This window comes from Streptomyces sp. NPDC054849, from assembly GCF_053610945.1.
The window spans coordinates 109,819-132,268 of sequence record NZ_JBSGZI010000001.1; the positions used below are offsets into that span (position 1 = coordinate 109,819).

The window sequence follows — 22,450 nt, forward strand, 5'->3', positions numbered from 1 at the left end:
GACCTAGGAGAAGGAAGACCATGTCCAGCGCTTCCCGTCCGTGGACCCCCGCCTCCATCCCCGACCAATCCGGCCGCCTGGCGGTGGTCACCGGAGCCAACAGCGGCATCGGCCAGGTCACAGCCGAGGCGCTCGCCCGCCGGGGTGCGCATGTGGTGCTGGCCTGCCGCAGTGCTCAAAGGGGCCAGGCAGCGCTGGAGCGGCTGCTCGCCCAGGCACCCGGCGCCCATGCCGAGGTGCGCCTTCTCGACCTGGCCGATCTTGCCTCCGTACGCGCCTTCGCCGACGGCTGGGACCATGACCGCCTCGATCTGCTGGTCAACAACGCCGGGGTGGCTATGGTGCCGTTCGCCCGGACCGCCGATGGCTTCGAGTCGCAGTTCGGGATCAACCACCTGGGCACCTTCGCACTGACCGGGCTGATGCTGCCCCATCTGCTCGCCTCGCCCGATCCGCGGGTGGTCACCGTCAGCAGCGAAGGCCAGCGATTCGCCCGCTTCGACCTGGACAACCTCAACGCAGAACGCCGCTACCGCGCGATGTTCGCCTACCTGCAGTCCAAGCGCGCCAACCTCTACTTCGCCACCGAACTGCAACGCCGCGCCGACGCCTCCGGCCTGAGGCTGCGCAGCACGGCCGTCGCCCCCGGCCTCACCCGCACCAACGTTCTCACCGGCGGCGCCAACGGCAACCGCGGTCGACTCTACGGAGTGTCGACCCGCCTGCTCCTGCGCGTCGCCTTCCGCCCCACCCCCGAAGGCGCCAAGACCTCCCTGTACGCGGCGACCGTCCCGGACCTGCCGGGCGGAGCGTATGTCGTGCCCGGCGGGCCGCTGCAGCTACGCGGCGAGCCGGTCCTCCGCGACCGGGAGCGTGCCATCCGTGACACCACCACCGCCCGCCGACTGTGGGAGCTGTCCGAGGAGCTCACCGGTGTCCCCTTCGGGCTGTCCGACGATGCGGAAGGCCAATTGGACGAGTGCCAGCCGTAGGGCTCTCGGGTGGGACCGCCGTAAGCAGCCTGGTCGACGCCCCTCACTCGGCTTCACCGCGGGAGGCGTGCCGAAGTCGCCGTCGTAAGCAGGAGCACCGCCACCGTGACCGGCCCCGCCGGGCCCCCGGACGCCCCGACTCCAGGCTGCTTCCGGCTGACTACGTCACGTTCACGATCCTCGCGCCGATCAGCTCGCCATCCTGGATGTCCAGGACGCCGAGGGTGCCGTGCGGCTGACGGCGCCGGTCGGTGGGCGAGCCGGGATTGAAGATCCGGACGCCGTCACCGGTCTGGTCCAGCGGGATGTGCGAGTGCCCGAAGACGACGAGATCGGCCTCGGGGAACCGGTTGTGCATCCGGGCGGTCCGCCCGGTCTTCTGGCCGCTGTCGTGGATCATGCCGATACTCAGCCGGTTCAGGGTCAGCTGCAAGGCTTCCGGCGCGCCCCAGGCAGCGACGTCAGGCCCGTCGTTGTTGCCCATGACGACATGGACGGGCGCGTACTGGGCCAGTTCGTCGAGAACGTCCGCCGTGCAGACGTCGCCCGCGTGCAGGATCACCTCCGCCTCGCGCAGGTGTTCGGCAACCTGTGGCGGGCAGGACTTCCAGCGCCGGGGCGAGTGCGTATCGGACAGCACCACGACTCTCATGAGTGCGATCCTCCCGCGAATGCTGTGATCACGCTCGCGCAGCCTTGGTGAATTGCGCTGCGGCCTGCGCATCGGTCCCTTTGGTCCGGCTCCGCGCCATTCCACGACCACCGGGTCCCGGCAGGTCGAGGTCATCGCCGTCCGGCATCGGCGACGAAGCCCTGGTCGGTCATGCCTAGGTTCCCGATGGCACCGAACCGCCGCATGTATCGAGGGCTCGGCGCGGTATGGGGCCGTCGCCCGACGTGGTGGCGGTCCCGCTTGCGTTACCCAGGAGTGAAGCGGTGCCTCGTTCACGGGGCCGGCGACTCTTCCGGCTCCTGGGGGCGTGGCGGACTCTGACAGGTCACGTCCCTCGCGGGGAGCCGGCCCGTGGTGAGGTACGTGTTGACGAGGTCGTTGGCGCAGGAGGTGGGGTCGGTGAGGTACACGCCGTGCCCCTCCCCACCCATCGCCAACACCATCCGCGAGCCCTTCAGGGCGCGGTGCAGGCCCTGACCGCTGCTGAGCGGGGTCGTCGGATCCCACTCGTTCTGCACGGTCAGTGCCTTTGTCCGGTGCGTCATGGGCGTCGCGGCCTCCAATGGCCGCTGCCAGAAGGCGCAGGGCTTGATGTTCGACGCGAAGTCCCCGTACAGCGGGTACTTCGCCTTGTCCTGGACAGCGTCCCGCGCGTACTGCTCGGGGTCGCGCGGCCAGTTCTCCGTGTCCCCGCACACCACGGACCAGTAGACGGCGGTGGCGTTGTCAGAGGGGGCGGCCTGGGCGGCGGGACCGTCGCCCGGCGTGGAGGCGGCCGTGTCGATCCCGGGCACGGTGGCCGCCCGGCCGGCGGCCAGGAGCCTCTTCACGTCCGGCACCACGGCGTCCGCCGGCAGGGGTGTCCGCTCGGCCGAGGCTTTGAGGGACCTCGTGATGATCGAGGCCTCAACCGGGTTGAAGAACACTCCCGGGGACTCCCGGATGTCGTCACCCGTGACCTTCTGCCCGAAGTGGTCGATCGGTTCCCGGTCGGCGCGCGCCACCAATCCCCAGAACGTGTCGGACACCGCCTTGGGGGTCGCGCCGATGCCGTACTCGGCCGAGCGCTCCGCCGCCCACTGCGTCCACCGCTCGAAGGCCGGCTCGGCGCCGGTCGCCCACACCTGGATCATGCCGCGCCAGATGCTGTGCGGGTCCACTCCGCTGTCCAGTACGAAGCGGTCGGTCCGCTGCGGGAACATCTGGGAGTACACCGCGCCGAGGTAGGTCCCGTACGAGTAGCTCAGGTACGAGATCTTGCGCTCGCCCAGCGCGGCACGGATCACGTCCATGTCCCGGGCCGTGTTGCGGGTGGTGATGTACGGGAGTACGTCCCCGGCCTTCTCACGGCACTTGTCCGCGACATTGCGCGCCCACGCCACGTCCGAGGCGAAGCGCTCGGGCCGGTACGCCCCGCCGGTGCCCTTCTCGGTGCGGTCCAGCCCGCAGGTGACCGGGCTGCTGTCCCCGACGCCGCGCGGGTCGAAGCCGATGAGGTCGTAGCGGTCCCGTACGTCCTTGGGCATCTCCGCGCTCATCCGCAGCGGCCGGGGGAGTCCGCGGACGCCGGGTCCGCCCGGGTTGAGGAGCATGACGCCGTGCCGCTTGGCCGCATTCCCGCTCTTCACCCGGGATATCGCGAGGTCGATCATGGGGCCTTGGGGGCGCTTGTAGTCGAGCGGGACCTTGAGGGTCGCGCACTCATAGGTCGCCGGGCTGTCGGCACTGCAGCGGTGCCAGGCGGGTTTCTGGCGCATGTAGTCGGGGATGGGCTCGGCAGCGTATGCCTGGGGAACGGCCAGCTGGGGCAAGGCGGTTGCGATGAGTCCGGCGGTGGCGAAGAGCGGTGCGAGGCGCTTCATACGTGCGGTGTCCCTCTCTCGGAGATCGCTTGCCCGTTCAGCTTGTTGCATCGTGGGGCAGGGCGAATCCCTCGTAAGGGCCGTTCCTCGTACAACTCACGTACCACGCGATATCCGGACAGTTGGCCGACACGCGGAAGGCGGCGTGGGCCTGACGGCGCGTCGGTCTCACCGCGCCAGTCCGACGACGAAGACGCGGTGATGGATTCCTGAAGCGGTGACGGTCACGCTTCCGTGCGTTCGGGACGCCCGGGGCGATGCGCACGCCCTTGCAATGCGGATCGGGTCGCAAGGGTGGCCGGCCCGTGCGGAGGGCGGGCCGGCGGTCAGCGCGCGAGCGCCGGCCAGGCGCTCAGCCCCAGCTTGCCGGTGTCGCCCGCATCCGCGGGCTCGCTCAGCCGCAGCGTCAGCCGGGGCGCCCGGCTCGGGGGACGAGCTCCTGCACCCGACCCTCCGCGGTGGGCATGGCTGAGCCTGTGCCCATGTTGCGCGCCACAGCAGCCCCGTCGTGGCGGTTTGGCCCGGCCGGAGCGTGCCCGCAGGACGCAACGCCGGGGCGCCGTAACGATTCCCCGGGCCCGGACGGTCGGCAGGGCACGCCCTAGGGTGGCGGGATGAGCGAGAACACGACGCGGCCGCTGGCCGTCTTCGACATCGACAACACCCTGGCGGACACCGGCCACCGCCAGCACTTCCTGGAGCGCCGTCCCCGGGACTGGTCCGGCTTCTTCGGCGCCGCCCCCGCCGATCCGCCGCTCAAGCGCGGGGTCGCGATGGCGGTGGAGAGCGCGGCCGACTGCGAGGTCGTGTACCTGACCGGGCGCCCCGAACGGTGCCGGGCGGACACGGTCGACTGGCTCACCCGGCACGGCCTGCCCGAGGGGCGGCTGTGGATGCGCGGCAACCAGGACCGGCGGCCGGCCCGGGCGACCAAGCTGGAGGTGCTCAAGCGGATCGCCCGAGGCCGGGAGGTGCGGATGCTCGTGGACGACGACGAACTCGTCTGCCAGGCCGCGCGCGCCGCCGGTTTCCGGGTGGTGCCGGCCGACTGGGCGGCGGACGCGCCCGAACTCCGGTCGGCCCAGGAGGTCGAGGGCCGGACGTGAACGACGTGAACGCGCCGCCGGGGGCCGGGTCGGCGGCCGGGTGAGGGCCGTGCGGGGGCTCAGTCCTCGCCTTCGAGGCGGAAGCCGACCTTGAGCCCCACCTGGAAGTGGGCGATCTCCCCGTTCTCGATGTGACCGCGCACCTGGACCACCTCGAACCAGTCCAGGTTCCGCAGGTGCTGGCCCGCCCGGGCGATCCCGTTGCGGATGGCCTGATCGATGCCCTCGTGGGAGGTGCCGACGATCTCGGTCACCCGGTACGTGTGATTGGACATGGGGGTCTCCCGACAGTGGGTGGCTTTTGCCTGGTTCTACGGTGCCCCAGTAAGTCCGGCTTCGCGAACTTTGCGTGAACAATCCCAGGGGTAGAACACTTGACCGGCCCATTGGTCTATGCCAATTTCGAGCCATCTGAGATCGAGCCCCCAGAAGGTGAACCCTCTTGAAGATGCGCCTCCTCGCCGTGTGCACCGCCCTCGCGGCCGCGACCGCCCTCACGGCCTGCAGCCAATCGGCCGACCGGGCCGGGGGGTCGCAGAAGGTGACGCTCTGGCTGATGAAGGGCAGCGCCTCGGAGGACTTCATCGGCAAGTTCACCGCGGCGTTCGAGCAGGACCACCCCGGCGTCGACCTCGACGTCAAGATCCAGGAGTGGGCGGGCATCGGCGACAAGGTCAACGCCGTCCTCGACGGCACGAGCCAGGAGACCGCCGACGTCATCGAGGTCGGCAACACCCAGGTCGCCCAGTACATCGAGAACGGCGGCATCGAAGAACTCACCCTCGAAGGCCTGCGCGAGTGGGGCAGCAAGGACTGGCTCAAGGGTCTCGCCGACCCCGGAAGCATCAACGGCGCCCAGTACGGCGTCCCCTGGTACGCCGCCAACCGTGTGGTCATCTACCACAAGGACCTCTTCGCGAACGCCGGGATCAAGGCCCCGCCCAAGAACCGGCAGGAGTGGATCCAGGCCACCCAGAAGCTCGACAAGGGCGACCAGCAGGGCATCTACCTCGCGGGCCAGAACTGGTACGTCCTCGCCGGCTTCATATGGGACGAGGGCGGCGAACTCGCCGTCGAGACCAACGGCAAATGGGTCGGAACCCTCGACGACGACAAGGCCCTGGCCGGCATGGACTTCTACAAGCAGCTCCAGGCCCTCGGCGACGCCCCCCAGGACGCCGACGAGGAAACGCCCCCGCAGTCACAGGTCTTCGCCCGCGGCCAGGTCGCCCAGATCATCGCCCCGCCCGGCCAGGCCGCCGAGATCGAGGCGGCCAACCCCGCCCTGAAGGGCAAACTCGGCTTCTTCCCGATCCCCGGCAAGACCTCCGACAAGGCGGGCGCCGTCTTCACCGGCGGCTCCGACCTGATCATCCCGGAGAAGACAAGGCAGCGCAGGGGCGCCGTGGACGTCATCACGGCCCTCGTCAGCGAGAGATGGCAGACCGAACTCGCCCGCACGATGAGCTACGTGCCGAACAAGACCACCCTCGCACACGTCGTCGAGGGCAACGAGGGCGCCGCCAACATGGCCCCCGGCGCCGCCCAGGGCCGGGCCACCCCCACCTCCGCCCGCTGGGCCGAGGTCGAGGCGAAGAACCCGATCAAGCCCTTCATGACGGCGGTGCTCACCGGTCGGGACCCCAAGCAGGCGGCGCGGGCGGCCTCCGAGGAGATCGGCAAGGTGCTCAGCTCCGACCGCTGAGCGGGGCCACCGCCGAGTTCAGCGTCCGCACATCCGAGGGCCGCTGAGCGGTCATGTCGAATCCAGCCGGTCACGGAAGAAGTAAAGGAGCCAGGCAGCGCACCCGTCGGCCTGGCCCTCCGTGCCCGGATCAGGAGCCGCCATGACCATCGCACCCCTGTCCCCGTCCCCCCTGCCCTCCCCGTCCCCCCTCGTCCCGTCCCCCCTTCCCCCCACCGCGTCTCCCCTCGCCCCGTCCGTCCCCCTGCCCTCGCCGTCCGTCCCGCCCGCCGCCTCCCCGCTGCGCACCTCCGCCCGGGCCGGTGCCGCCGCCCAGGCCCCCGGCCCTCGCTACGCCGTACGGCTCGCCCGCGACGAGGACGAAGTACGCGCCGCCCAGCGCCTGCGCCACCAGGTCTTCGCCGGCGAGCTCGGCGCGCGCCTGGACGGGCCCGAGCCCGGCCTGGACACCGACGCCTTCGACGCGTACTGCGACCACCTCCTGGTCGTCGACGAGGAGACCGAGCAGGTCGTCGGCACCTACCGGCTGCTGCCCCCGGAGCGCGCCGCCGTCGCGGGCCGCCTCTACTCCGAGGGTGAGTTCGACCTCTGCGCCCTCGCCCCCATCCGCCCCGACCTGGTCGAGGTCGGACGCTCCTGCGTCCACCCCGACCACCGCAACGGCGCCGTCATCGCCCTCATCTGGGCGGGACTCGCCCACTACATGGACCGCTCGGGGCACAACTGGCTCGCCGGCTGCTGCTCGATACCGCTCGCCGACGGCGGCATCCTGGCCGCCGCCACCCGCGCGACCTCCCTGAGTCGCAGCCTCGCCCCCGAGGAGTACCGGGTCACCCCCCACCACCCCTGGAACCCCGAGGGCATCACCTTCCCCGACCGCATGGAGCTGCCCCCGCTGCTGCGCGGCTACCTGCGCCTCGGCGCCTGGGTATGCGGCGAACCCGCCCTCGACGCCGAGTTCGGCTGCGCCGACCTGTACGTGCTGCTCTCCCTGCGCCGGACCAACCCGCGCTACCTGAAGCACTTCCGCTCGCTCGTCCCGGGCGCATGAGCGTCTGGCTCCCCACCTCGCCCTGCACCCCCGAGGCCTGTGCCGGCCATGAGGGCAGCACGGCGAGCGTCCCGCGCGCGGTGCTCCGGCTGACCGCCGCCGTCGTCCTGATCCTCGGGGGGATCCTGGGCGCCCCGCCCGTCCGGCTGCTGCCGGACGGCCCCCGGCACGCGGTGGTACGAGTCTGGTCGGCCGCACTGGTACGGGCCTTCGGCATACGGATCACCGTGCACGGCAGCTCGGGCCCGGCCGGCGGCCGCCTCCTGGTCGCCAACCACATCTCCTGGCTGGACATCCCGCTCGTCGCCGCCGTCCTGCCCTGCCGGATGCTCGCCAAGAGCGACATCCGCGCCTGGCCGGTCCTCGGCCGCCTCGCCGGGCGGGCCGGAACCCTGTTCATCGAGCGCGACCGGATCCGCGTCCTGCCCGCCACCGTCGAGACCATGTCCCGCGCGCTGCTGGCCGGCGACCGGGTCACCGTCTTCCCCGAGGGCTCCACCTGGTGCGGCCGCGCCCGGGGGACCTTCCGCAGGGCCGCCTTCCAGTCGGCTCTGGACGCGCGGGCCCCCGTACAGCCCGTGCGGCTCGCGTACCTGCGAGGGGACGGGAACCCGGCCGGGGCTCCCGCCTTCGTCGGGGACGACCCGCTGACCGCCTCCCTGTGGCGGATCGCCCGGGCCCGCGGGGTGCGGGCGGAGGTCACGCTGCTGCCGCGGATCCCGCCGGGCCGGTACGCGGACCGGCGGGACCTCGCGGCGGCCGCTCAGGCGGCGATCGCCGCCTCGGGACCGGCCCCGCTACCCGGCATCCCGGCTCAGCCGACCGCGCCGTCGGCGACCGACAGGGACAGCGCGAACCGGCCCGACGCGTCCGTCCACCACTGGGTCAACTCCAGTCCCGCCGCCGCCAGCTCCTTGCGCACGCCCTCCTGACGGAACTTCGCGGAGACCTCCGTCAGGATCTCCTCACCCGCCGCGAACGGCACCACCAGGTCCAGCGCCCGGATCTTCACCACCACCTCCGACCGGGCCCGCAGTCGCATCTCGATCCACTCCTGCTCCCTGTCCCACACCGCCACATGGTCGAAGTCGGCGGTGTGGAAGTCCGCGTCCAGCTCGCGATTGACGACCGCCAGCACGTTCTTGTTGAACTCGGCCGTCACCCCGCGCGCGTCGTCGTACGCCGCCACCAGCACGGCCTCGTCCTTCACCAGGTCCGTTCCCATCAGCAGCGCGTCCCCGGGCGACAGCATCGCCCGTACGGACGCCAGGAACACCGCCCGCTCCGGCGGCAACAGGTTCCCGATCGTGCCGCCCAGGAACACCACCAGACGCGGCCCGGGGGAGTCCGGCAGCTGCAGAGCCCGGGTGAAATCGGCCAGCAGGGCGTGCACCCGCAGCCCCGGATGCTCCGCAAGCAGCGTCTCGGCCGCCCCCTTCAGCGCGCTCTCGCTCACGTCCACCGGGACGTAGGTGTCCAGCGCGGGCATCGCCTCGATCAGATGCCGGGTCTTCTCCGAGGACCCGGAGCCCAGCTCCACCAGGGTGCGGGCGCCGCTCACCGAGGCGATCTCCCGCGCCCGTTCCAGCAGGATCTCCCGCTCCGCGCGCGTGGGGTAGTACTCGGGCAACCGGGTGATCTCCTCGAAGAGCTCACTGCCCCGCGCGTCGTAGAACCACTTGGGCGGCAGCACCTTCGGGGAACGGGTCAGCCCGTGCAGCACGTCCGTACGCAGCGCGCTCTCCGCGGCGTGCTCGTCGAGGGTCCGGGTCAACTGAAAGCTGGTCACGGGGAGTTCTCCTTGAGCGGGGTCAGGTCGACCTGCGTACGGGTGGCGGTCAGCAGGGTCCGGTCGGGTACTTCGCACCACCGGGGGTCGTCGTCGTACGGCTCGGAGGCCACCACGGTGCGCCGCGCCCCCGGGTCGGCCAGATACCAGAGGGAATCGCCCCAGGCCGTCGCGGCGATGGCGGCGCCGTCCGTCAGCAGCAGGTTCAGCCGGGAGCCGGGCGCGGCCGAGGCCACTTCCCGGACCGGTTCGGCGAGCGCCGTGCCCAGGTCGTCCCCGGCCCGCAGGCGGTTCAGGACCAGCGCCCAGATCAGCGCCGAGTCCGTGCGCGCGGCCAGCTGGAGCAGCTCCACGGGCGGCAGCGCGGCCGCGAGCGGGGCCACCGCGTCCGGCCAGTCCCGGACCGCGCCGTTGTGGCTGAACAGCCACGGCCCTTCCGCGAACGGCGCAGCCGCCGCCTCGCCGTCGGCCCCGGGGCGCGTGGCGTCCCGTACGGCGGCCAGCGCGGCCCCGCTGCGCACGACCCGGGCCAGATCCGCGAAGGTCAGATCGCTCCAGACCGGCCCGGCCCCGCGGTAGCGGGCGGGCACCGGGTCGCCCTCCGCGTACCAGCCGATGCCGAAGCCGTCGGCGTTGACCGTGCCGGACACCTGCCGACGCGGCTCCCAGGACTGGCGTACCAGTGAGTACTCCGGCTCGATCAGCAGCCGCTCCAGCGCCACCGACTGGCCCAGATAAGCGAGATGACGGCACATCAGACATCCCTCGCGGTCCGGAAGCCGGAGAAGATCTGCCGCCGCACCGGAAGGTCCCAGTTGCGGAAGGTGCCGCGGCAGGCCACCGGGTCCACAGCGAAAGAGCCGCCGCGCAGCACCTTGTGCTCCGGGCCGAAGAACACCTCCGAGTACTCCCGGTAGGGAAACGCCCGGAATCCCGGGTACGGCAGAAAGTCGGAGGCGGTCCACTCCCACACGTCGCCGATCAGCTGGCGCACTCCGAGCGGGGAGGCCCCGGCCGGGTAGCTGCCCGCCCGGGCCGGCCGCAGATGGCGCTGCCCGAGATTCGCGTGTGCGGGCGTCGGGTCCGCGTCGCCCCACGGATAGCGGGCCGAGAGACCGGTCTCCGGATCGAACCGGGCCGCCTTCTCCCATTCCGCCTCCGTCGGCAGCCGCCGCCCCGCCCAGCGGGCGTACGCGTCCGCCTCGTACCAGCTGACGTGCAGCACCGGCTCGTCGTCCGGCACCGGTTCGGTCACCCCGAACCGGCGGCGCAGCCACTGGCTGGCCTCCTGGCGCCAGAAGAGCGGGGCCTCGATCTCGTGCGCGCGGATCTGGTCCCAGCCGGCCGCCGCCCACCAGCGTGGTTCGCGGTAGCCGCCATCGGCGATGAACGCGCGGTACGCGGCGTTGGTCACCGGGACCGTGTCGATCCAGAACGGCGCGGTGTCCCGGACATGGGCTGGCCGCTCGTTGTCCAGCGACCACGGCTCGGCGGAAGTGCCCATCGTGAACGGGCCTGCCGGGACGAGGAATTCGGCGGCGGCCGGCGGCTCGTACGGGGGATCCGGATCGGGGGCGGTCAGCACGGGCGCGCCGCGGCGGAGCTGATGGGTGATCAGCATCGTCTCGTCATGCTGCTGCTCGTGCTGGGCGATCATCCCGAAGACGTACCCGGAGTCCAGCAGCGCCGTTCCCTCCAGCGGGGTGCGTTCCAGCAGGTCGAAGACCCGGCCGCGCACCTCGGCCGCGTAGGTGCGGGCCTCCGCGGGTCCCAGCAGCGGCAGTTTCGGCCGCTCGGCGCGGGGATGCTCGAACGCGTCGTAGAGCGGGTCGATCTCGGGGCGCATGGCCTCGCGCCCCGCGACGTTGCGCAGGAGCCAGAGCTCCTCCATGTTCCCGATGTGCGCCAGGTCCCAGACCAGCGGGGACATCAGGGGCGAGTGCTGGGCCGTCAGGTCCGCATCGGTCACGGCGTCGGTGAGCGCGGCCGTACGCTCACGTGCGGCGGCCAGCGCGGCGGCGGCCCGCTCCCGCAGGGCTTCGGCGGAGGAAGCGGGTGTGGTCACCGTCGGGCCTCCTTCACCGCGAGCGGTCGAGGGAATCCGTCGTCGGCCGGACAGCGGCCGCGCAGGACGTAACGTTCCGTGAAGGTGCCCACCGTGTCCTGGACGTGCGTGCTCGCGCCCAGCCGGGGCAGGGCCTCGACGGCCGCCAGGAAACAGGCCGTCGCGGCCGTCCGCACGTCCGGATCGGCCAGGCCGTGCCGGGCGGCGGCCCACCAGAGCGGATTTCGGGGCGCGGGCTGCGGACCGTGCGCGTCGGCCAGCGCCTTGGTGACCCGGTACGCGGTCTCGGTGGCCTCCGGGTCGTCGAACAGCGCGTGCACGACGGCCACCGGGACCAGCCAGCCGTCGTCGCCGGGCTGCGCGTCGATCATCCGCAGCTCCAGGTGGCCGCGCGGCCGTACCGGTGGGAACAGCGTGGTCAGGTGATAGTCCAGGTCCTCGGCGGTGGGCGGCCGCAGCGCGGGGTGGCCGCCGCCCGTGCGCAGCCAGTCGCGGAAGGTCGTACCGCGCGGGATCTCCCACGGCTCCCCGTCGTACGCCCGTATGCACATCACCTCGGTGTCCAGCGCCCGCCGCGTCCAGCCGGCCCGCGGCGCGGCGTCCGGCGGCGGGGCGAGCGTGCGCCGGCTGTCCAGGTCACCCCAGATCCCCTGGCGGGCGCTGCGCCAGCCTGCGTACGGGCCCTCCTGCGCGGGGGAGTTGGCGAAGGCGGCCACCAGGACCGCGCCCAACAGGTGCGCGAGGCGCCAGCGCCGGCCGTGGCCGAGCGCGCCCGGCTCCTCGTACCCGGCGTCCACGCAGACCTGCACGGAGGCGGAGGCGCACATCATGGCGCGCCCGGCCGGGCCGGTGCGGTCGAAGTAGGTCTCCATGGCGTCGTAGCGCGGGCTGTGCAGGAGCCGGCGGTACGGGCGGCGGGGATCGCGGCCGAGGCCGGCTAGGACCACTCCCTGCGCCAGCAGGGCGGCGCGTACGGCGGTGAGGTCGGCCTGCAGGCCGTCCACGCATCCGGTGAGGGAGCCGGCGGGGTCGGAGCTGAGCTCCAGCTGCCCGCCCGGCTCGACGGTCAGCCGGGAGTGCAGGGGCAGGGCGCGGGCGGCGGCGTGCGCGGCCCTCAGCCGCTCGGGGGTCAACAACTGCCCGGGGCGCTCGGCGTCCAGGAGGATCCATTCGAGCTCGGCGCCTATGAGGCGGGGCGGGCCGGTCTTGAAACAGATCCCGTTGATCAGATGCTCCGCCTCGGTCTCGCTGATCGAGGGGGAGGGGTCGGGATCGGACGTGGGTGGGGGAGCGGGTGAGTCCTGGGGCATGACCGGGTCCTCGTCTCCTGTAGTCGGTCGTGACATCACCCGTGCCTACCCGTCCCTCGGTCGCAAAATCCTTTGCCGCCGGCTCATCGGGATGCGCAGGATGAAGGCGTGAGCAGCAGATTGCGCGAGATCGCGCGGGAGAACGCCGAGATCCTGGCGGCCGGCGGCTACCGGACGCGGTCGGGGCGGCAGGTCGCACTTGCCGCCGCCCTGGCGGAAGCCAAGGCGGGAACCAGGATATATGGACCAAACCGGGTCATTCCAGACGAAAATCCGGTCGGTGCGGGCAAGGGGACGGCCGTCGAGGTCACGGGGGAGAGCAGTACGGTCGCCGCCCGCAGGCTCGCGGCGGACCCCGCGGTCGGCCCCGACGGGGTCCGCGTGGCGGTGCTGAACTTCGCCTCGGCCCGGAACCCCGGGGGCGGTTACGTCCGCGGGGCCAAGGCCCAGGAGGAGGCGCTGTGCCGCGCGTCGGCGCTGTACGAGACCCTCCTGGAGGCCCCGGAGTACTACGAGATCCACCGCGCGGAGCGCAGCACCTTCTACACCGACCGGGTGATTCACTCGCCCGCGGTTCCCGTCTTCCGCGACGACCGCGGTGAACTGCTGGAGACCCCGTTTCGAGCCGGTTTCCTCACGTCGCCGGCGCCGAACGCGGGCACGATCCGCCGGCAGGAGCCGGAGCGGGTCGCCGAGATCCCGGGGGCGCTGGTCCGGCGCGCGGAGCTCGTCCTGGAGGTGGCGGCGCTGCACGGCTACCGGCGGCTGGTGCTGGGGGCGTGGGGCTGCGGGGTGTTCCAGAACGATCCGGCCGAGGTGGCGGAGGCCTTCCGGAGCCTGCTGGCGGGCCGGTTCGCCGGGGTGTTCGAGCGGGTGGTGTTCGGGGTGCTGGACCGCAAGCCCGAGACCCGCGAGGCCTTCGAGCGCGCCTTCGCGGGTTTCGGGACGTAGGAGCCTTCTACGGGTCTACGGGTCTACGGGTCCGCCGGGCCAAGGGTCCAGGGAGCCGCATCCCTGGACCCCTGGATCAGTTCTTGACGGCGTTGCGCCAGACCGTCACGTCCAGCGTCATGTACTTGCTGGGTGACCCCTCGGGGGAGAAGCCCTGCACCGTCACGAGCCCCATGTGCCCGGTACCCGTGGTGACGCAGATCTGGCGTCCCTTCGAGATCTTGTTCAGGTACAGGTTCTTCGTGAACCGCGTGTCGGCACGGCAGGCGGCGAGGGACCCCTGCTGGCCGGGGTCGAGCAGGACCAGGTTCCCGGTCGAGGTTTCCGCGTCGAGGTACCCACCGGTGTCGTAGGAGAGTTCGTACCCGCCGTCCTCGCCCTGCTGGGGCCGCAGGTCCTCGTCACCGAGGGTCAGGTGGTAGCCCGCCGTGAGGTTGATGGCCTTGTGGTCGGTGGGCGTCGGATCGGCCGTGGAGTTCTGCTTCGCGTCGCCCGACGCACCCCCGCCGGTCTTGTCCTGGCCCTGCGTCCCTCCGCTGCCCTGCGTCCGCTGCTCCTTGTCCTTGAGCACGCTGTACGCGGTGGCGCTGCCGACGAGGGCGAACACCACCGCGGCCACGATGGCGATCGCACTCTTCCGGCTCTGGTTCTTCGGGGGCTGGGCCACCGGATGCCCGGGCCATCCCGGGTACGGCTGGGGCCTCGGAGGCTGCATGACCTGCGGAGGCCGCATGGCCTGCGGCTGCGCCGGGAACTGGGTCGGGGCGTAGTGGTGCGCCTGTGCGGGCGACGGGGTGGGCGGGGGCGTCGAGTACGGCTGCTGGGGCTGTGTCCCGGGCTGGCCCGACGGCTGCGGCGGCCCGTACCCGGGGGGCGGGGTGGCCGGGGCCGCCGGGGTGGTGGGCGAGTACGCCGCCACGGCCGGGGCGGACGTGGGCGGCGGCGGGGTCTGGACCGGGGCGGGTGCGGCCGCACGTACGGTGATGTCCGCGGCGACCGGAGCCGGCAGCCAGTCCTCGGGGCGGCGCAGTACGGTCTCCGCGTTCGCCGCCTGGCACAGCGCGATGACCTCGGCGAGGGACGGCCGGGCCTCGGGATCCTTGGCGAGGCAACGGGTGACCAGTTCGGTCAGCCGCTCCGGGATCCCGCTGAGGTCGGGCTCCTCGTGGACGATCCGGTAGAGCACGCCGTGCGAGTGCCCTCGCCGAACGCCGGACTTCCGGTGCACGCGTACGCGGCGACCTGGCCGAGGGCGAAGATGTCGGTGGCCGGGGTCACCCTGCGTCCCGCGGCCTGTTCCGGGGCCATGAAGGAGGGCGTGCCGATGGTCACCCCGCTGCCGGTGAGCGAGGTCGCGTCGGCGGCGTAGGCGATGCCGAAGTCGATGACCCGGGGCCCGTCGGCGGCGAGCAGCACGTTCGACGGCTTGAGGTCGCGGTGCACGATGCCCGCGCCGTGGATGACGTGCAGGGCCTCGGCCATGCCCGCGATCAGCAACAGGACCGCGTCGACGGGCAGGGCCCCGTGGGCGACCACCGCGTCGGCCAGCGAGGGGCCCGGAACGTACGCGGTGGCCAGCCAGGGCTGCGCGCCGTCGGTGTCGGCGTCGATGACGGGAGCGGTGAACAGGCCCTGCACCCGCTGCGCGGACTGCACCTCCTGGGCGAACCGGCGGCGGAACTCGGCGTCCTCGCCGAATTCGGGGCGGATCACCTTGATGGCGACCGGTCGGCCGCCTGGGGTGTACGACAGGTACACCTTGCCCATGCCGCCCGCGCCGAGCTTGGCGGCCAGCCGGTACCCGGCGATGGTGGTCGGGTCGTCTCCCGCCAGTGGCTGGAAGACATGGGGGGAAGCGTCCCGGCCCGGCTGCTGACCACTCATCAACTCACGTCTCCCACGCAGATCTCCCCTGTCGACCGGCACCCTACCCAACGACGGGTCAGCGCCCCACAGGCGTCCCGCAGGGACCCGTCAGGCACGGCCGTCCTGGGGGCACCGTGCTACTGCCAGCCGTAGCGCTCGCGCAGCCGGTCGACCACCAGCCGGAAGCGCCCCCGGTCCAACGCGCAGGCCTCGCGCCGCATCCCCGACTCGTGGACCCGCAGCACCCGGTCGACGTCCACCCAGGACTCCCGGCCCGCGCTGTCCCAGGGGCCCGTCCCGATCGGCACCCACTCCCGGTCGTGGTCGTGCCGCTTGCTGGACAACTGTACGGCGAGCAGGGTCCGCCCACCCGCCTCTCGCGCCACGACCAGCACCGGACGGTCCTTGCCACGGCCGTCGTTCTCCTCGAAGGGGACCCAGGTCCACACGATCTCGCCGGGGTCGGGGTCCCCGTCGGGGTCGGGCGCGTACTCGGTCCGCACCGGCCCGATGTTGCGGGGCTCGGCCTCGGTGGTCGCGGTGGCGCCGTCGCGGCCGGGCTGGTCGGCGCGACTGTTGCTGTGGTGTGAAAGTGCCGTCATCCCGGCGAGATTAGTGGGTCGCACGCCGTGCTCGGGTGACCCTGTGCGCAAGAGCGTCCAGGGTGCGCAGTGTCGGGCGGGAAGTGCCTCCGGTCCCGGGGGAAGGACTTCCTGCGGTCGCCGAAGGAGCCGGCGGGGATTTCGTGCCCTGGGCGTGAACCCTCGTGGCGCCGTCAGTCCGTCGACGTCCCTCATCAACGGTGCGTTGCGTCTCTCTCATCGTCCCGGGCGTACGAACTCCCATCCCTCCGCCGCCTCCAGCTGCGCGGCGAGCCCCAGCAGCAGCGGCTCCGAGTCGGCCGGACCCAGCAGCTGGGCACCCATCGGCAGCCCGTCGTCCGTGAGGCCCGCCGGGACGTTCACCCCCGGCCAGCCGAGGACGTTCCACGTCCAGGCGTACGGGCAGGCGGCGATCATCGCCCGGTCCGTGGCCATCGCCCCCAGCCCGGCCAGCGCTCCGATCCGCAGCGGCGGTGTGGCCGTCGTCGGGGTCAGGACCACGTCGAAGCGGTCGAAGATCTCGCCGACCCGCCGGCGCAGGCCCGCCTCGGCCCGGCGTGAGACCCGCAGCGCCAGCCCGCCCAGGATGCGGCCCGTCCGCACGGCCTCGTGCGTGCGCGGATCCAGCAGTGCGGGATCCGGCACCCGCGCCGCCCAGTCCCGTACGCCGCTGGTCGCGCGGGGGACGAAGGTCAGGCCGATCGGGCCGTACCGCGGGTCCTCCGGGATCACCTCGTGGCCCAGCGACTCCAGCCGCCCGGCCAGTCGCTCCACCGCCGAACGGACCTCCGGATCGAGGGACTTGGGCGTTGCGGTGAAGGGCATCCCGAACGAGAGGGCGATCCGCAGCCGGCGGGGGGTGCGCCGGGCCGCCTCGACCGCCGAGATGTGTGCCGGGCGGTGCAGGTCCTCGGGGTGCGGGCCGCTCGCGGCGTCCAGCAGCAGCGCGGCGTCGGCGACGGTGCGGGCGAGGACGCCGTTGACCGTGAGCCCGTTGAAGGACTCGGGCTCCGGCCAGGTGGAGATGCGCCCGCGCTGCGGTTTCACGCCGACCAGGTGCGTCCAGGCGGCCGGGATCCGCACGGAGCCGGCGCCGTCCGAGCCCAGCGCCGCGGGAACCAGGCCCGCCGCCACGGCGGCGGCCGAACCGCCCGAGGAGCCGCCCGGCGTGTAGGACGGGTTCCACGGGTTGCGGGTCTCGCCGAAGGCCCCGCCCTCGGTGAACGGCCACTGTCCCAGTTCCGGCGTCTGGGTCTTGCCGACGATCACCGCACCGGCCGCGCGCAGCCTGCGTACCGCCTCACTGTCGGCGGTCTTCGGGGGGAAGTCCCCGGCGCAGCCGAAGGCGGTCGGCTCGCCGGTCACGTCCATGTCGTCCTTGACCGCGAGCGGCACGCCCAGCAGGGGCAGTCGCTCGCCCGCGGCCAGCCGCCGGTCCGCCGCGTCCGCCTCCGCGAGCGCGGCGTCGGCGCGCACGGTCCGGAAGGCGTTGAGTTCGGACTGCGCCGCCGCGATCCGGCGTAGCGCCGCCTCGGTCAACTGCCGTGCCGACACGCTGCCTTCGGCGAGTGCGGCGGCCATCTCCACCAGGCCGGGGGCCGCCGGGGCGGCCTCCGGGGCCGTTGTCGCCGAAGAAGCTGAAGAATCCGACATCGCGAACCACTCCCCATTACCGATCGGTAGGAAGACGGTAACGGGGAGCGGACGCGAGCGACCAGATCCAGTCCCCCAGACAGGTCGTGAACTCGTCGCAGTCGTCGCGGTGATGGTGTGTCCGGCCCCGCGACCGAACGCCTTTCGAAGCCGCGGCTCTTGAGCATCGGCGCCCGCCCGATCCTGGCTGATCAGAGTGCTCGGGTCGGCGAGCTGCACGAGCGAGGTGATCATCGGCGCGGCCGGCATCAGGTCGGCGCCGAGCAGCGGGGCGAGGTCCACCGCACGGGGTCCGGCAGGGGACCCGATGGTGATCCGACGGCGATCCGACGGCGATCGGACGGGGTTCGGCGGCTTGGGGCGAGAGGTGCACGCCGCCCCGTCGCGGCGGCGGGGGTGCGACGGAGCGCGACGGGGCGGCGGGCACGGCCGGACACGTGCGGTGTCACATCCGCCAAGGAGGATGTGACACCTTGATTACACGTGTCAATAACTCGTGTAGCACTGTGTAGCACGCGTTTCCGGCCATCCGCCAGCCCTCGGAGGCAATCGGTCTGGAAAGATGCCACGGCAATGTCTCAGTCATCGAAAGCGCCGAAGCCGCCGGCCCCGGCCCCGGCCCCGGCCCCGGCTCCGGCCTCCGGATCCTCCACGCCGCCGCCCCCCGTCCCGACCAGTGCGGACGTGGCCCGCCGCGCGGGCGTGTCGCGCGCGACGGTCTCATACGTGCTGAACAACACGGAAGCCGTACGCATCAGCGAGCCGACCCGCCGCAAGGTCCGCGAGGCCGCCGAGGAACTCGGCTACGTCCCGCACGCGGCCGCCCGCAGCCTGCGCGCCGGACACACCAGGATCGTGCTGCTGCCCACCCCGCACGTCCCGATCGGCCCGCTCTACAGCACCTTCCTCAACGAGCTCCAGTGGGCGCTGCGCCGCCTCGACTACACCGTGGTCCAGTACGGGAGCCTCGGGCTCAGCGGCGACGAAGCCGCACGGGCGTGGGCCGAACTGCGTCCGGTGGCGGTGATATCCCTCGGCGAGATCACGCTGTCCGCGCAGAACGTCGCGACGCTCAAACGGTCCGGGGCCCGCGCGGTGATCACCATGGGCCCGGTAGGCGTCCCCGGAGCGCACGCGCTGGTCATGGATCAGCAGGAGGTCGGCACCCGGGCCGCCGCCCATCTGGTCGAGCGCGGCCGACGGCGGATCGGTGTGATCGTCCCGGAGGAGGAGGGGCTGGAGCTGTTCTCGGCGCCCCGGCTGGCGGGGGCCCGCTCGGTGCCGGGCGCGGAGGTCGAGGCCCTCCCGATGGCCTACTCCGAGGAGTCGGCCGCGGCCCTCGCGGCCCGCTGGCGCGGGCTGCGGCTGGACGCGGTGTTCGCGTACAACGACGAGTACGCGATGGTGCTGATGCGGGCCTTCCAGGACGAGGGCCTGCGCATTCCCGAGGACGTGGCCGTCATCGGCGCCGACGACCTGCTCATCGGACGGCTGCTGCGGCCCAGGCTGAGCACGGTGCGGATCGCGATGCCGACCGGCGACCACCTGGCGTCGCTGGTGGACCACGCGGTGCGCGAGCCGTCGGAGGTCACGGAACGGCACGACCTGATGGCGGCCACCGCGATCCACCGGGAGTCGACCTGACGGCGCCGGAGCCCGGGCAGAGCCGTCAGAGCCCGCCAAAGCCTGGCAGAGCCCGGCAGAGCCCGGCAGAGTCCGGCAGAGCCCGGCAGAGTCCGGCAGAGCCCGGGGGCGCCGGTCGGTCCGTCGGGGCCGGGCCGGGCCGGAACCGACCCGGGCACGGCAGGGGCCCGGTCCGGACCGGGGCGTCGTAAGCCGGCCCGATTCGGCGGGCCCGGCCTCCGGGGAGCCGTTGACAGGCGGTGACGTGCGGAAGGAGACTGCGGGCGCGCCCCACCGGGCGTGCCCGGCGGCGTGTCCCGGTGCCCACACCGGCACCGACGCGCCACCGCCCGTACGGATCCGCCCAGGAGAGCCCCCATGAGCATCCGCACCGTCCGCGACGTGTACGTCGTCGACGCCGTCCGCACCCCGATCGGCAAGTTCGGCGGCGCCCTGGCCGGGGTCCGGCCCGACGACCTGGCCGCGCACGTGGTGCGCGCGCTGGTGGACCGTACGCCCGACCTCGATCCGGCCCGGATCGACGACGTCGTCTTCGGCGACGCCAACGGCGCGGGCGAGGACAACCGGGACGTGGCCCGCATGGCGGTGCTGCTGGCGGGGCTGCCGGTGAGCGTGCCCGGCGTGACCGTCAACCGGCTCTGCGGGTCCGGCCTCGAAGCCGTGATCCAGGCCGCCCGCGCCATCGCGCTGGGCGACGCGTCCGTGGCCATCGCCGGCGGGGTCGAGTCGATGAGCCGCGCCCCGTGGGTGGTGCAGAAGCCCGAACGTGCCTTTCCCGCCGGACACCAGCAGATGTGGTCTACCACCCTCGGCTGGCGGATGACCAACCCGCGGATGCCCGAGGAGTGGACCTGCTCGCTCGGCGAGGGCGCAGAACTCGTCGCCGACAAGCACGGCATCACCCGCGAGGCACAGGACGCCTTCGCCCTGGAGAGCCACCGCAAGGCGGCCGCAGCCTGGGCCGCCGGGCTGTACGACGACGAGGTCGTCCCCTATGCAGGCGTGGACCTGGTACGCGACGAGTGCATCCGGGAGGGCTCCACGCCCGAGGCGCTGGCCCGGCTGAAGCCCGCTTTCCGGACCGACGGCACCGGAACGGTCACCGCCGCCAACGCCTCCCCGCTCAACGACGGCGCCGCCGCACTGTTGCTGACCGACGAGGCGGGGCTGGCGGCCACCGGCCGGGAGCCGCTCGCCCGGATCAGCGCCTCCGCCGTCACCGGAATCGAACCCCAGCTCTTCGGCCTGGGCCCGGTGGACGCCGTACAGCGGGCGCTGACCAAGGCCGGCCGCGGGCTCGCCGACCTCACTTCATTCGAACTCAACGAGGCTTTCGCCGCACAGGCGTTGGGATGTCTGGCGGCCTGGCCGGAGCTGGACCCGGCCGTCGTCAACCCGCGCGGCGGCGCCATCGCGATCGGTCACCCCCTCGGTGCCTCGGGCGCCCGGCTGGCCGGCTCGGTCGCGCACCAGCTGGCGGCGGCCGGCTCCGGTACCGGCATGGCGGCCCTGTGCATCGGCGTCGGGCAGGGCATCGCACTCGTCCTGGAGCGCTGACCCCCGCCCCCATCCGCCGCCCCGCCCCCCTGGCACAGGACGTCGATCATTTCCGGTCACCGTCTCCCGTCAACTGCCTGATAACTGAACAGATGTGGCGCCTCCGGTCTGGCACGATGGCGCGTGCTGCCGCCCCCCGCCCCGCCCATCCGCACCCGGAGGCCCCGCGCCATGCCGCTCCTCGATCCGACGCTCTGGCAGGACGGACCCACCCTCACCGGCGCCGCCGCCCCGGTCGTCGAACCCGCCACCGGCCGCACCCTCGCCACCCTCGACCTCGCCGCGCCCGCCGACGTCGCGGAGGCCGCCGTACGGGCCCGGGCGGCGCAGCACGACTGGGCGCGCACCACCCACCCCGAGCGGGCGGCCGTGCTGCGCCGCGCCGGGGACCTGTTCACCGCACACGCAGACGAGCTGCGGGAATGGCTGGTCCGCGAGTCCGGCTCGATCCCCGGCAAGGCCGACTTCGAGCTGCACGTCGCCGCGCAGGAGTGTTACGAGGCGGCCGCGCTGGCCTCGCGCCCGGTCGGGCAGGTGCTGCCGAGCGAGGCGCCCCGGCTGTCCTTCACCCGCCGGGTCCCGGCCGGGGTGGTCGGTGTCGTGACGCCCTTCAACGCCCCGCTGATCCTGGCCATCCGCTCGGTCGCGCCGGCGCTGGCGCTCGGCAACGCGGTGCTGCTCAAGCCGGACCGCCGTACCGCCGTCTGCGGCGGCCTCGCCCTGGCCGCGGTCCTGACCGCCGCCGGACTGCCGGGCGAGCTGCTGCAGGTACTGCCCGGCGGGGCCGCGACGGGCGCAGCGGTGGTCGCCGACCCGCGGGTCCGCGTGGTGTCCTTCACCGGGTCCACCGCATCGGGCCGCTCCGTCGGTGAGCTGGCGGGTCGTCACCTCAAGCGTGCGCACCTGGAGTTGGGCGGCAACTCCGCCCTCGTCGTGCTGCGCGACGCCGACGTCGAGGCCGCCGTCGCCCAGGCCTCCTGGGGCTCCTTCTTCCACCAGGGCCAGATCTGCATGACCGCCGGCCGCCACCTCGTCCACGCCTCGCTCTACGACGAGTACGTCGAGCGGCTCGCCGCGCGCGCCGAGGAACTGGCCGTGGGGGACCCCTACCGCGAGCAGGTCCACCTGGGTCCGCTGATCGACCGAGCCCAGCTGGAGCGCGTACACGCCCTGGTGGAGGCCAGCACCGGACAGGGGGCCAAGCTCGTCGCCGGCGGCACGCACCGGGACCTCTTCTACCGGCCGACGGTGCTGGCGGGCGTCGCCGACGACACCCCCGCCTACGCAGAGGAGGTCTTCGGCCCGGTCGCGCCCGTACGGTCCTTCGCGACGGAGGAGGAGGCCGTGGCACTGGCCTCGGCCGGCCCGTACGGTCTGTCCCTCGGCATCGTGACCCGGGACGCGGCGCGGGGACTCGATCTCGCCGAGCGGATCCCGACCGGGATCGCGCACGTCAACGACCAGACGGTCAACGACGAGGCCGTCGCTCCGTTCGGCGGGGTCGGCGCCTCCGGCACCGGCGCCCGCTTCGGCGGCGAGGCGAACCTGGACGCCTTCACGGAACTGCGCTGGACCACGGCCCGCGCCCTCCCCGCAGGGCACCCCTTCTAGGGAGCGTCGTCAA

At 72.9% G+C, this 22,450-nt stretch carries 18 protein-coding genes and 1 pseudogene; 9 read left to right on the forward strand and 10 right to left on the reverse strand.

Features of this window, described 5'->3' with window-relative positions; genetic code table 11:
• Positions 1-20 precede the first annotated feature (20 nt).
• Positions 21-992: an oxidoreductase gene (locus tag ACWGIF_RS00490; RefSeq protein WP_453488740.1), complete on the forward strand. Its 972-nt coding sequence runs from the start codon at positions 21-23 to the stop codon at positions 990-992.
• A 160-nt stretch (positions 993-1,152) separates the two neighbouring features.
• Here the strand turns inward: ACWGIF_RS00490 and ACWGIF_RS00495 are convergent, their stop codons facing one another.
• Together ACWGIF_RS00495 and ACWGIF_RS00500 are read right to left on the reverse strand one after the other, a co-directional pair.
• On the reverse strand, positions 1,153-1,644 hold the full coding sequence (locus tag ACWGIF_RS00495; protein WP_453488743.1) for a metallophosphoesterase family protein: 492 nt from the start codon (positions 1,642-1,644) through the stop codon (positions 1,153-1,155).
• Positions 1,645-1,937: 293 nt separating this feature from the next.
• Complete coding sequence (locus tag ACWGIF_RS00500) at positions 1,938-3,527, reverse strand: alpha/beta hydrolase (protein WP_453488746.1); 1,590 nt, start codon at positions 3,525-3,527, stop codon at positions 1,938-1,940.
• 614 nt (positions 3,528-4,141) lie between these two features.
• Between ACWGIF_RS00500 and ACWGIF_RS00505 the strand changes: the two genes are divergently transcribed.
• Positions 4,142-4,633 carry a phosphatase domain-containing protein gene (locus ACWGIF_RS00505; RefSeq protein ID WP_453488749.1) on the forward strand — a complete coding sequence of 164 codons (492 nt, stop codon included), beginning with the start codon at positions 4,142-4,144 and terminating at the stop codon, positions 4,631-4,633.
• 59 nt (positions 4,634-4,692) lie between these two features.
• On the opposite strand, the gene ACWGIF_RS00510 is transcribed toward ACWGIF_RS00505, so the two are convergent.
• Positions 4,693-4,908: a dodecin gene (locus ACWGIF_RS00510; protein ID WP_453488752.1), complete on the reverse strand. Its 216-nt coding sequence runs from the start codon at positions 4,906-4,908 to the stop codon at positions 4,693-4,695.
• Between the two features lie 167 nt (positions 4,909-5,075).
• Here ACWGIF_RS00510 and ACWGIF_RS00515 point away from each other — a divergent pair, with 167 nt between their 5' ends.
• The 3 genes from ACWGIF_RS00515 (at position 5,076) to ACWGIF_RS00525 (ending at position 8,321) form a co-directional block, all read left to right on the forward strand.
• A complete protein-coding gene (locus ACWGIF_RS00515; RefSeq protein WP_453488755.1) occupies positions 5,076-6,338 on the forward strand; it encodes an extracellular solute-binding protein in 1,263 nt (420 codons plus the stop codon).
• Positions 6,339-6,480: 142 nt separating this feature from the next.
• Positions 6,481-7,389, forward strand: coding sequence for a GNAT family N-acetyltransferase (locus ACWGIF_RS00520; RefSeq protein WP_453488758.1), 909 nt, complete (start codon positions 6,481-6,483; stop codon positions 7,387-7,389).
• Positions 7,386-8,321, forward strand: a complete 936-nt coding sequence (locus ACWGIF_RS00525) for a lysophospholipid acyltransferase family protein (protein WP_453488760.1) — start codon at positions 7,386-7,388, stop codon at positions 8,319-8,321. Before ACWGIF_RS00520 ends, ACWGIF_RS00525 begins: the two co-directional genes overlap by 4 nt.
• Here the strand turns inward: ACWGIF_RS00525 and egtD are convergent.
• The 4 genes from egtD to egtA are packed head-to-tail and all read right to left on the reverse strand — an operon-like array spanning position 8,204 to position 12,553.
• On the reverse strand, positions 8,204-9,178 hold the full coding sequence (gene egtD, locus ACWGIF_RS00530) for an L-histidine N(alpha)-methyltransferase (RefSeq protein WP_453488763.1): 975 nt from the start codon (positions 9,176-9,178) through the stop codon (positions 8,204-8,206). The genes ACWGIF_RS00525 and egtD overlap by 118 nt on opposite strands.
• Entirely contained in the window at positions 9,175-9,933 is a 759-nt protein-coding gene (gene egtC / locus ACWGIF_RS00535; protein ID WP_453488765.1) for an ergothioneine biosynthesis protein EgtC, read from the reverse strand. The genes egtD and egtC overlap by 4 nt, the downstream gene beginning before the upstream one ends.
• Positions 9,933-11,243, reverse strand: coding sequence for an ergothioneine biosynthesis protein EgtB (gene egtB / locus ACWGIF_RS00540; RefSeq protein WP_453488768.1), 1,311 nt, complete (start codon positions 11,241-11,243; stop codon positions 9,933-9,935). Before egtB ends, egtC begins: the two co-directional genes overlap by 1 nt.
• A complete protein-coding gene (gene egtA, locus ACWGIF_RS00545; protein WP_453488771.1) occupies positions 11,240-12,553 on the reverse strand; it encodes an ergothioneine biosynthesis glutamate--cysteine ligase EgtA in 1,314 nt (437 codons plus the stop codon). Before egtA ends, egtB begins: the two co-directional genes overlap by 4 nt.
• 108 nt (positions 12,554-12,661) lie before the next feature.
• On the opposite strand from egtA, the gene ACWGIF_RS00550 reads away from it, so the two are divergent.
• Positions 12,662-13,504: a TIGR02452 family protein gene (locus ACWGIF_RS00550; RefSeq protein ID WP_453488774.1), complete on the forward strand. Its 843-nt coding sequence runs from the start codon at positions 12,662-12,664 to the stop codon at positions 13,502-13,504.
• Between the two features lie 76 nt (positions 13,505-13,580).
• Here the strand turns inward: ACWGIF_RS00550 and ACWGIF_RS00555 are convergent.
• The 3 genes and pseudogenes from ACWGIF_RS00555 to ACWGIF_RS00565 all read right to left on the reverse strand — a co-directional run bounded on the left by ACWGIF_RS00555 (position 13,581) and on the right by ACWGIF_RS00565 (position 17,625).
• A pseudogene (locus ACWGIF_RS00555) lies at positions 13,581-15,388 on the reverse strand (protein kinase domain-containing protein).
• A 119-nt stretch (positions 15,389-15,507) separates the two neighbouring features.
• Positions 15,508-15,972 carry a type II toxin-antitoxin system PemK/MazF family toxin gene (locus tag ACWGIF_RS00560; RefSeq protein WP_453488777.1) on the reverse strand — a complete coding sequence of 155 codons (465 nt, stop codon included), beginning with the start codon at positions 15,970-15,972 and terminating at the stop codon, positions 15,508-15,510.
• A 216-nt stretch (positions 15,973-16,188) separates the two neighbouring features.
• Complete coding sequence (locus ACWGIF_RS00565; RefSeq protein WP_453488779.1) at positions 16,189-17,625, reverse strand: amidase; 1,437 nt, start codon at positions 17,623-17,625, stop codon at positions 16,189-16,191.
• A gap of 573 nt (positions 17,626-18,198) precedes the next feature.
• Here ACWGIF_RS00565 and ACWGIF_RS00570 point away from each other — a divergent pair.
• The 3 genes from ACWGIF_RS00570 (at position 18,199) to ACWGIF_RS00580 (ending at position 22,437) form a co-directional block, all read left to right on the forward strand.
• Entirely contained in the window at positions 18,199-19,269 is a 1,071-nt protein-coding gene (locus tag ACWGIF_RS00570; RefSeq protein ID WP_453488782.1) for a LacI family DNA-binding transcriptional regulator, read from the forward strand.
• 357 nt (positions 19,270-19,626) lie between these two features.
• Positions 19,627-20,826 carry a thiolase family protein gene (locus ACWGIF_RS00575; protein ID WP_453488785.1) on the forward strand — a complete coding sequence of 400 codons (1,200 nt, stop codon included), beginning with the start codon at positions 19,627-19,629 and terminating at the stop codon, positions 20,824-20,826.
• A gap of 171 nt (positions 20,827-20,997) precedes the next feature.
• Positions 20,998-22,437: an aldehyde dehydrogenase family protein gene (locus tag ACWGIF_RS00580; RefSeq protein ID WP_453488788.1), complete on the forward strand. Its 1,440-nt coding sequence runs from the start codon at positions 20,998-21,000 to the stop codon at positions 22,435-22,437.
• Positions 22,438-22,450 lie beyond the last annotated feature (13 nt).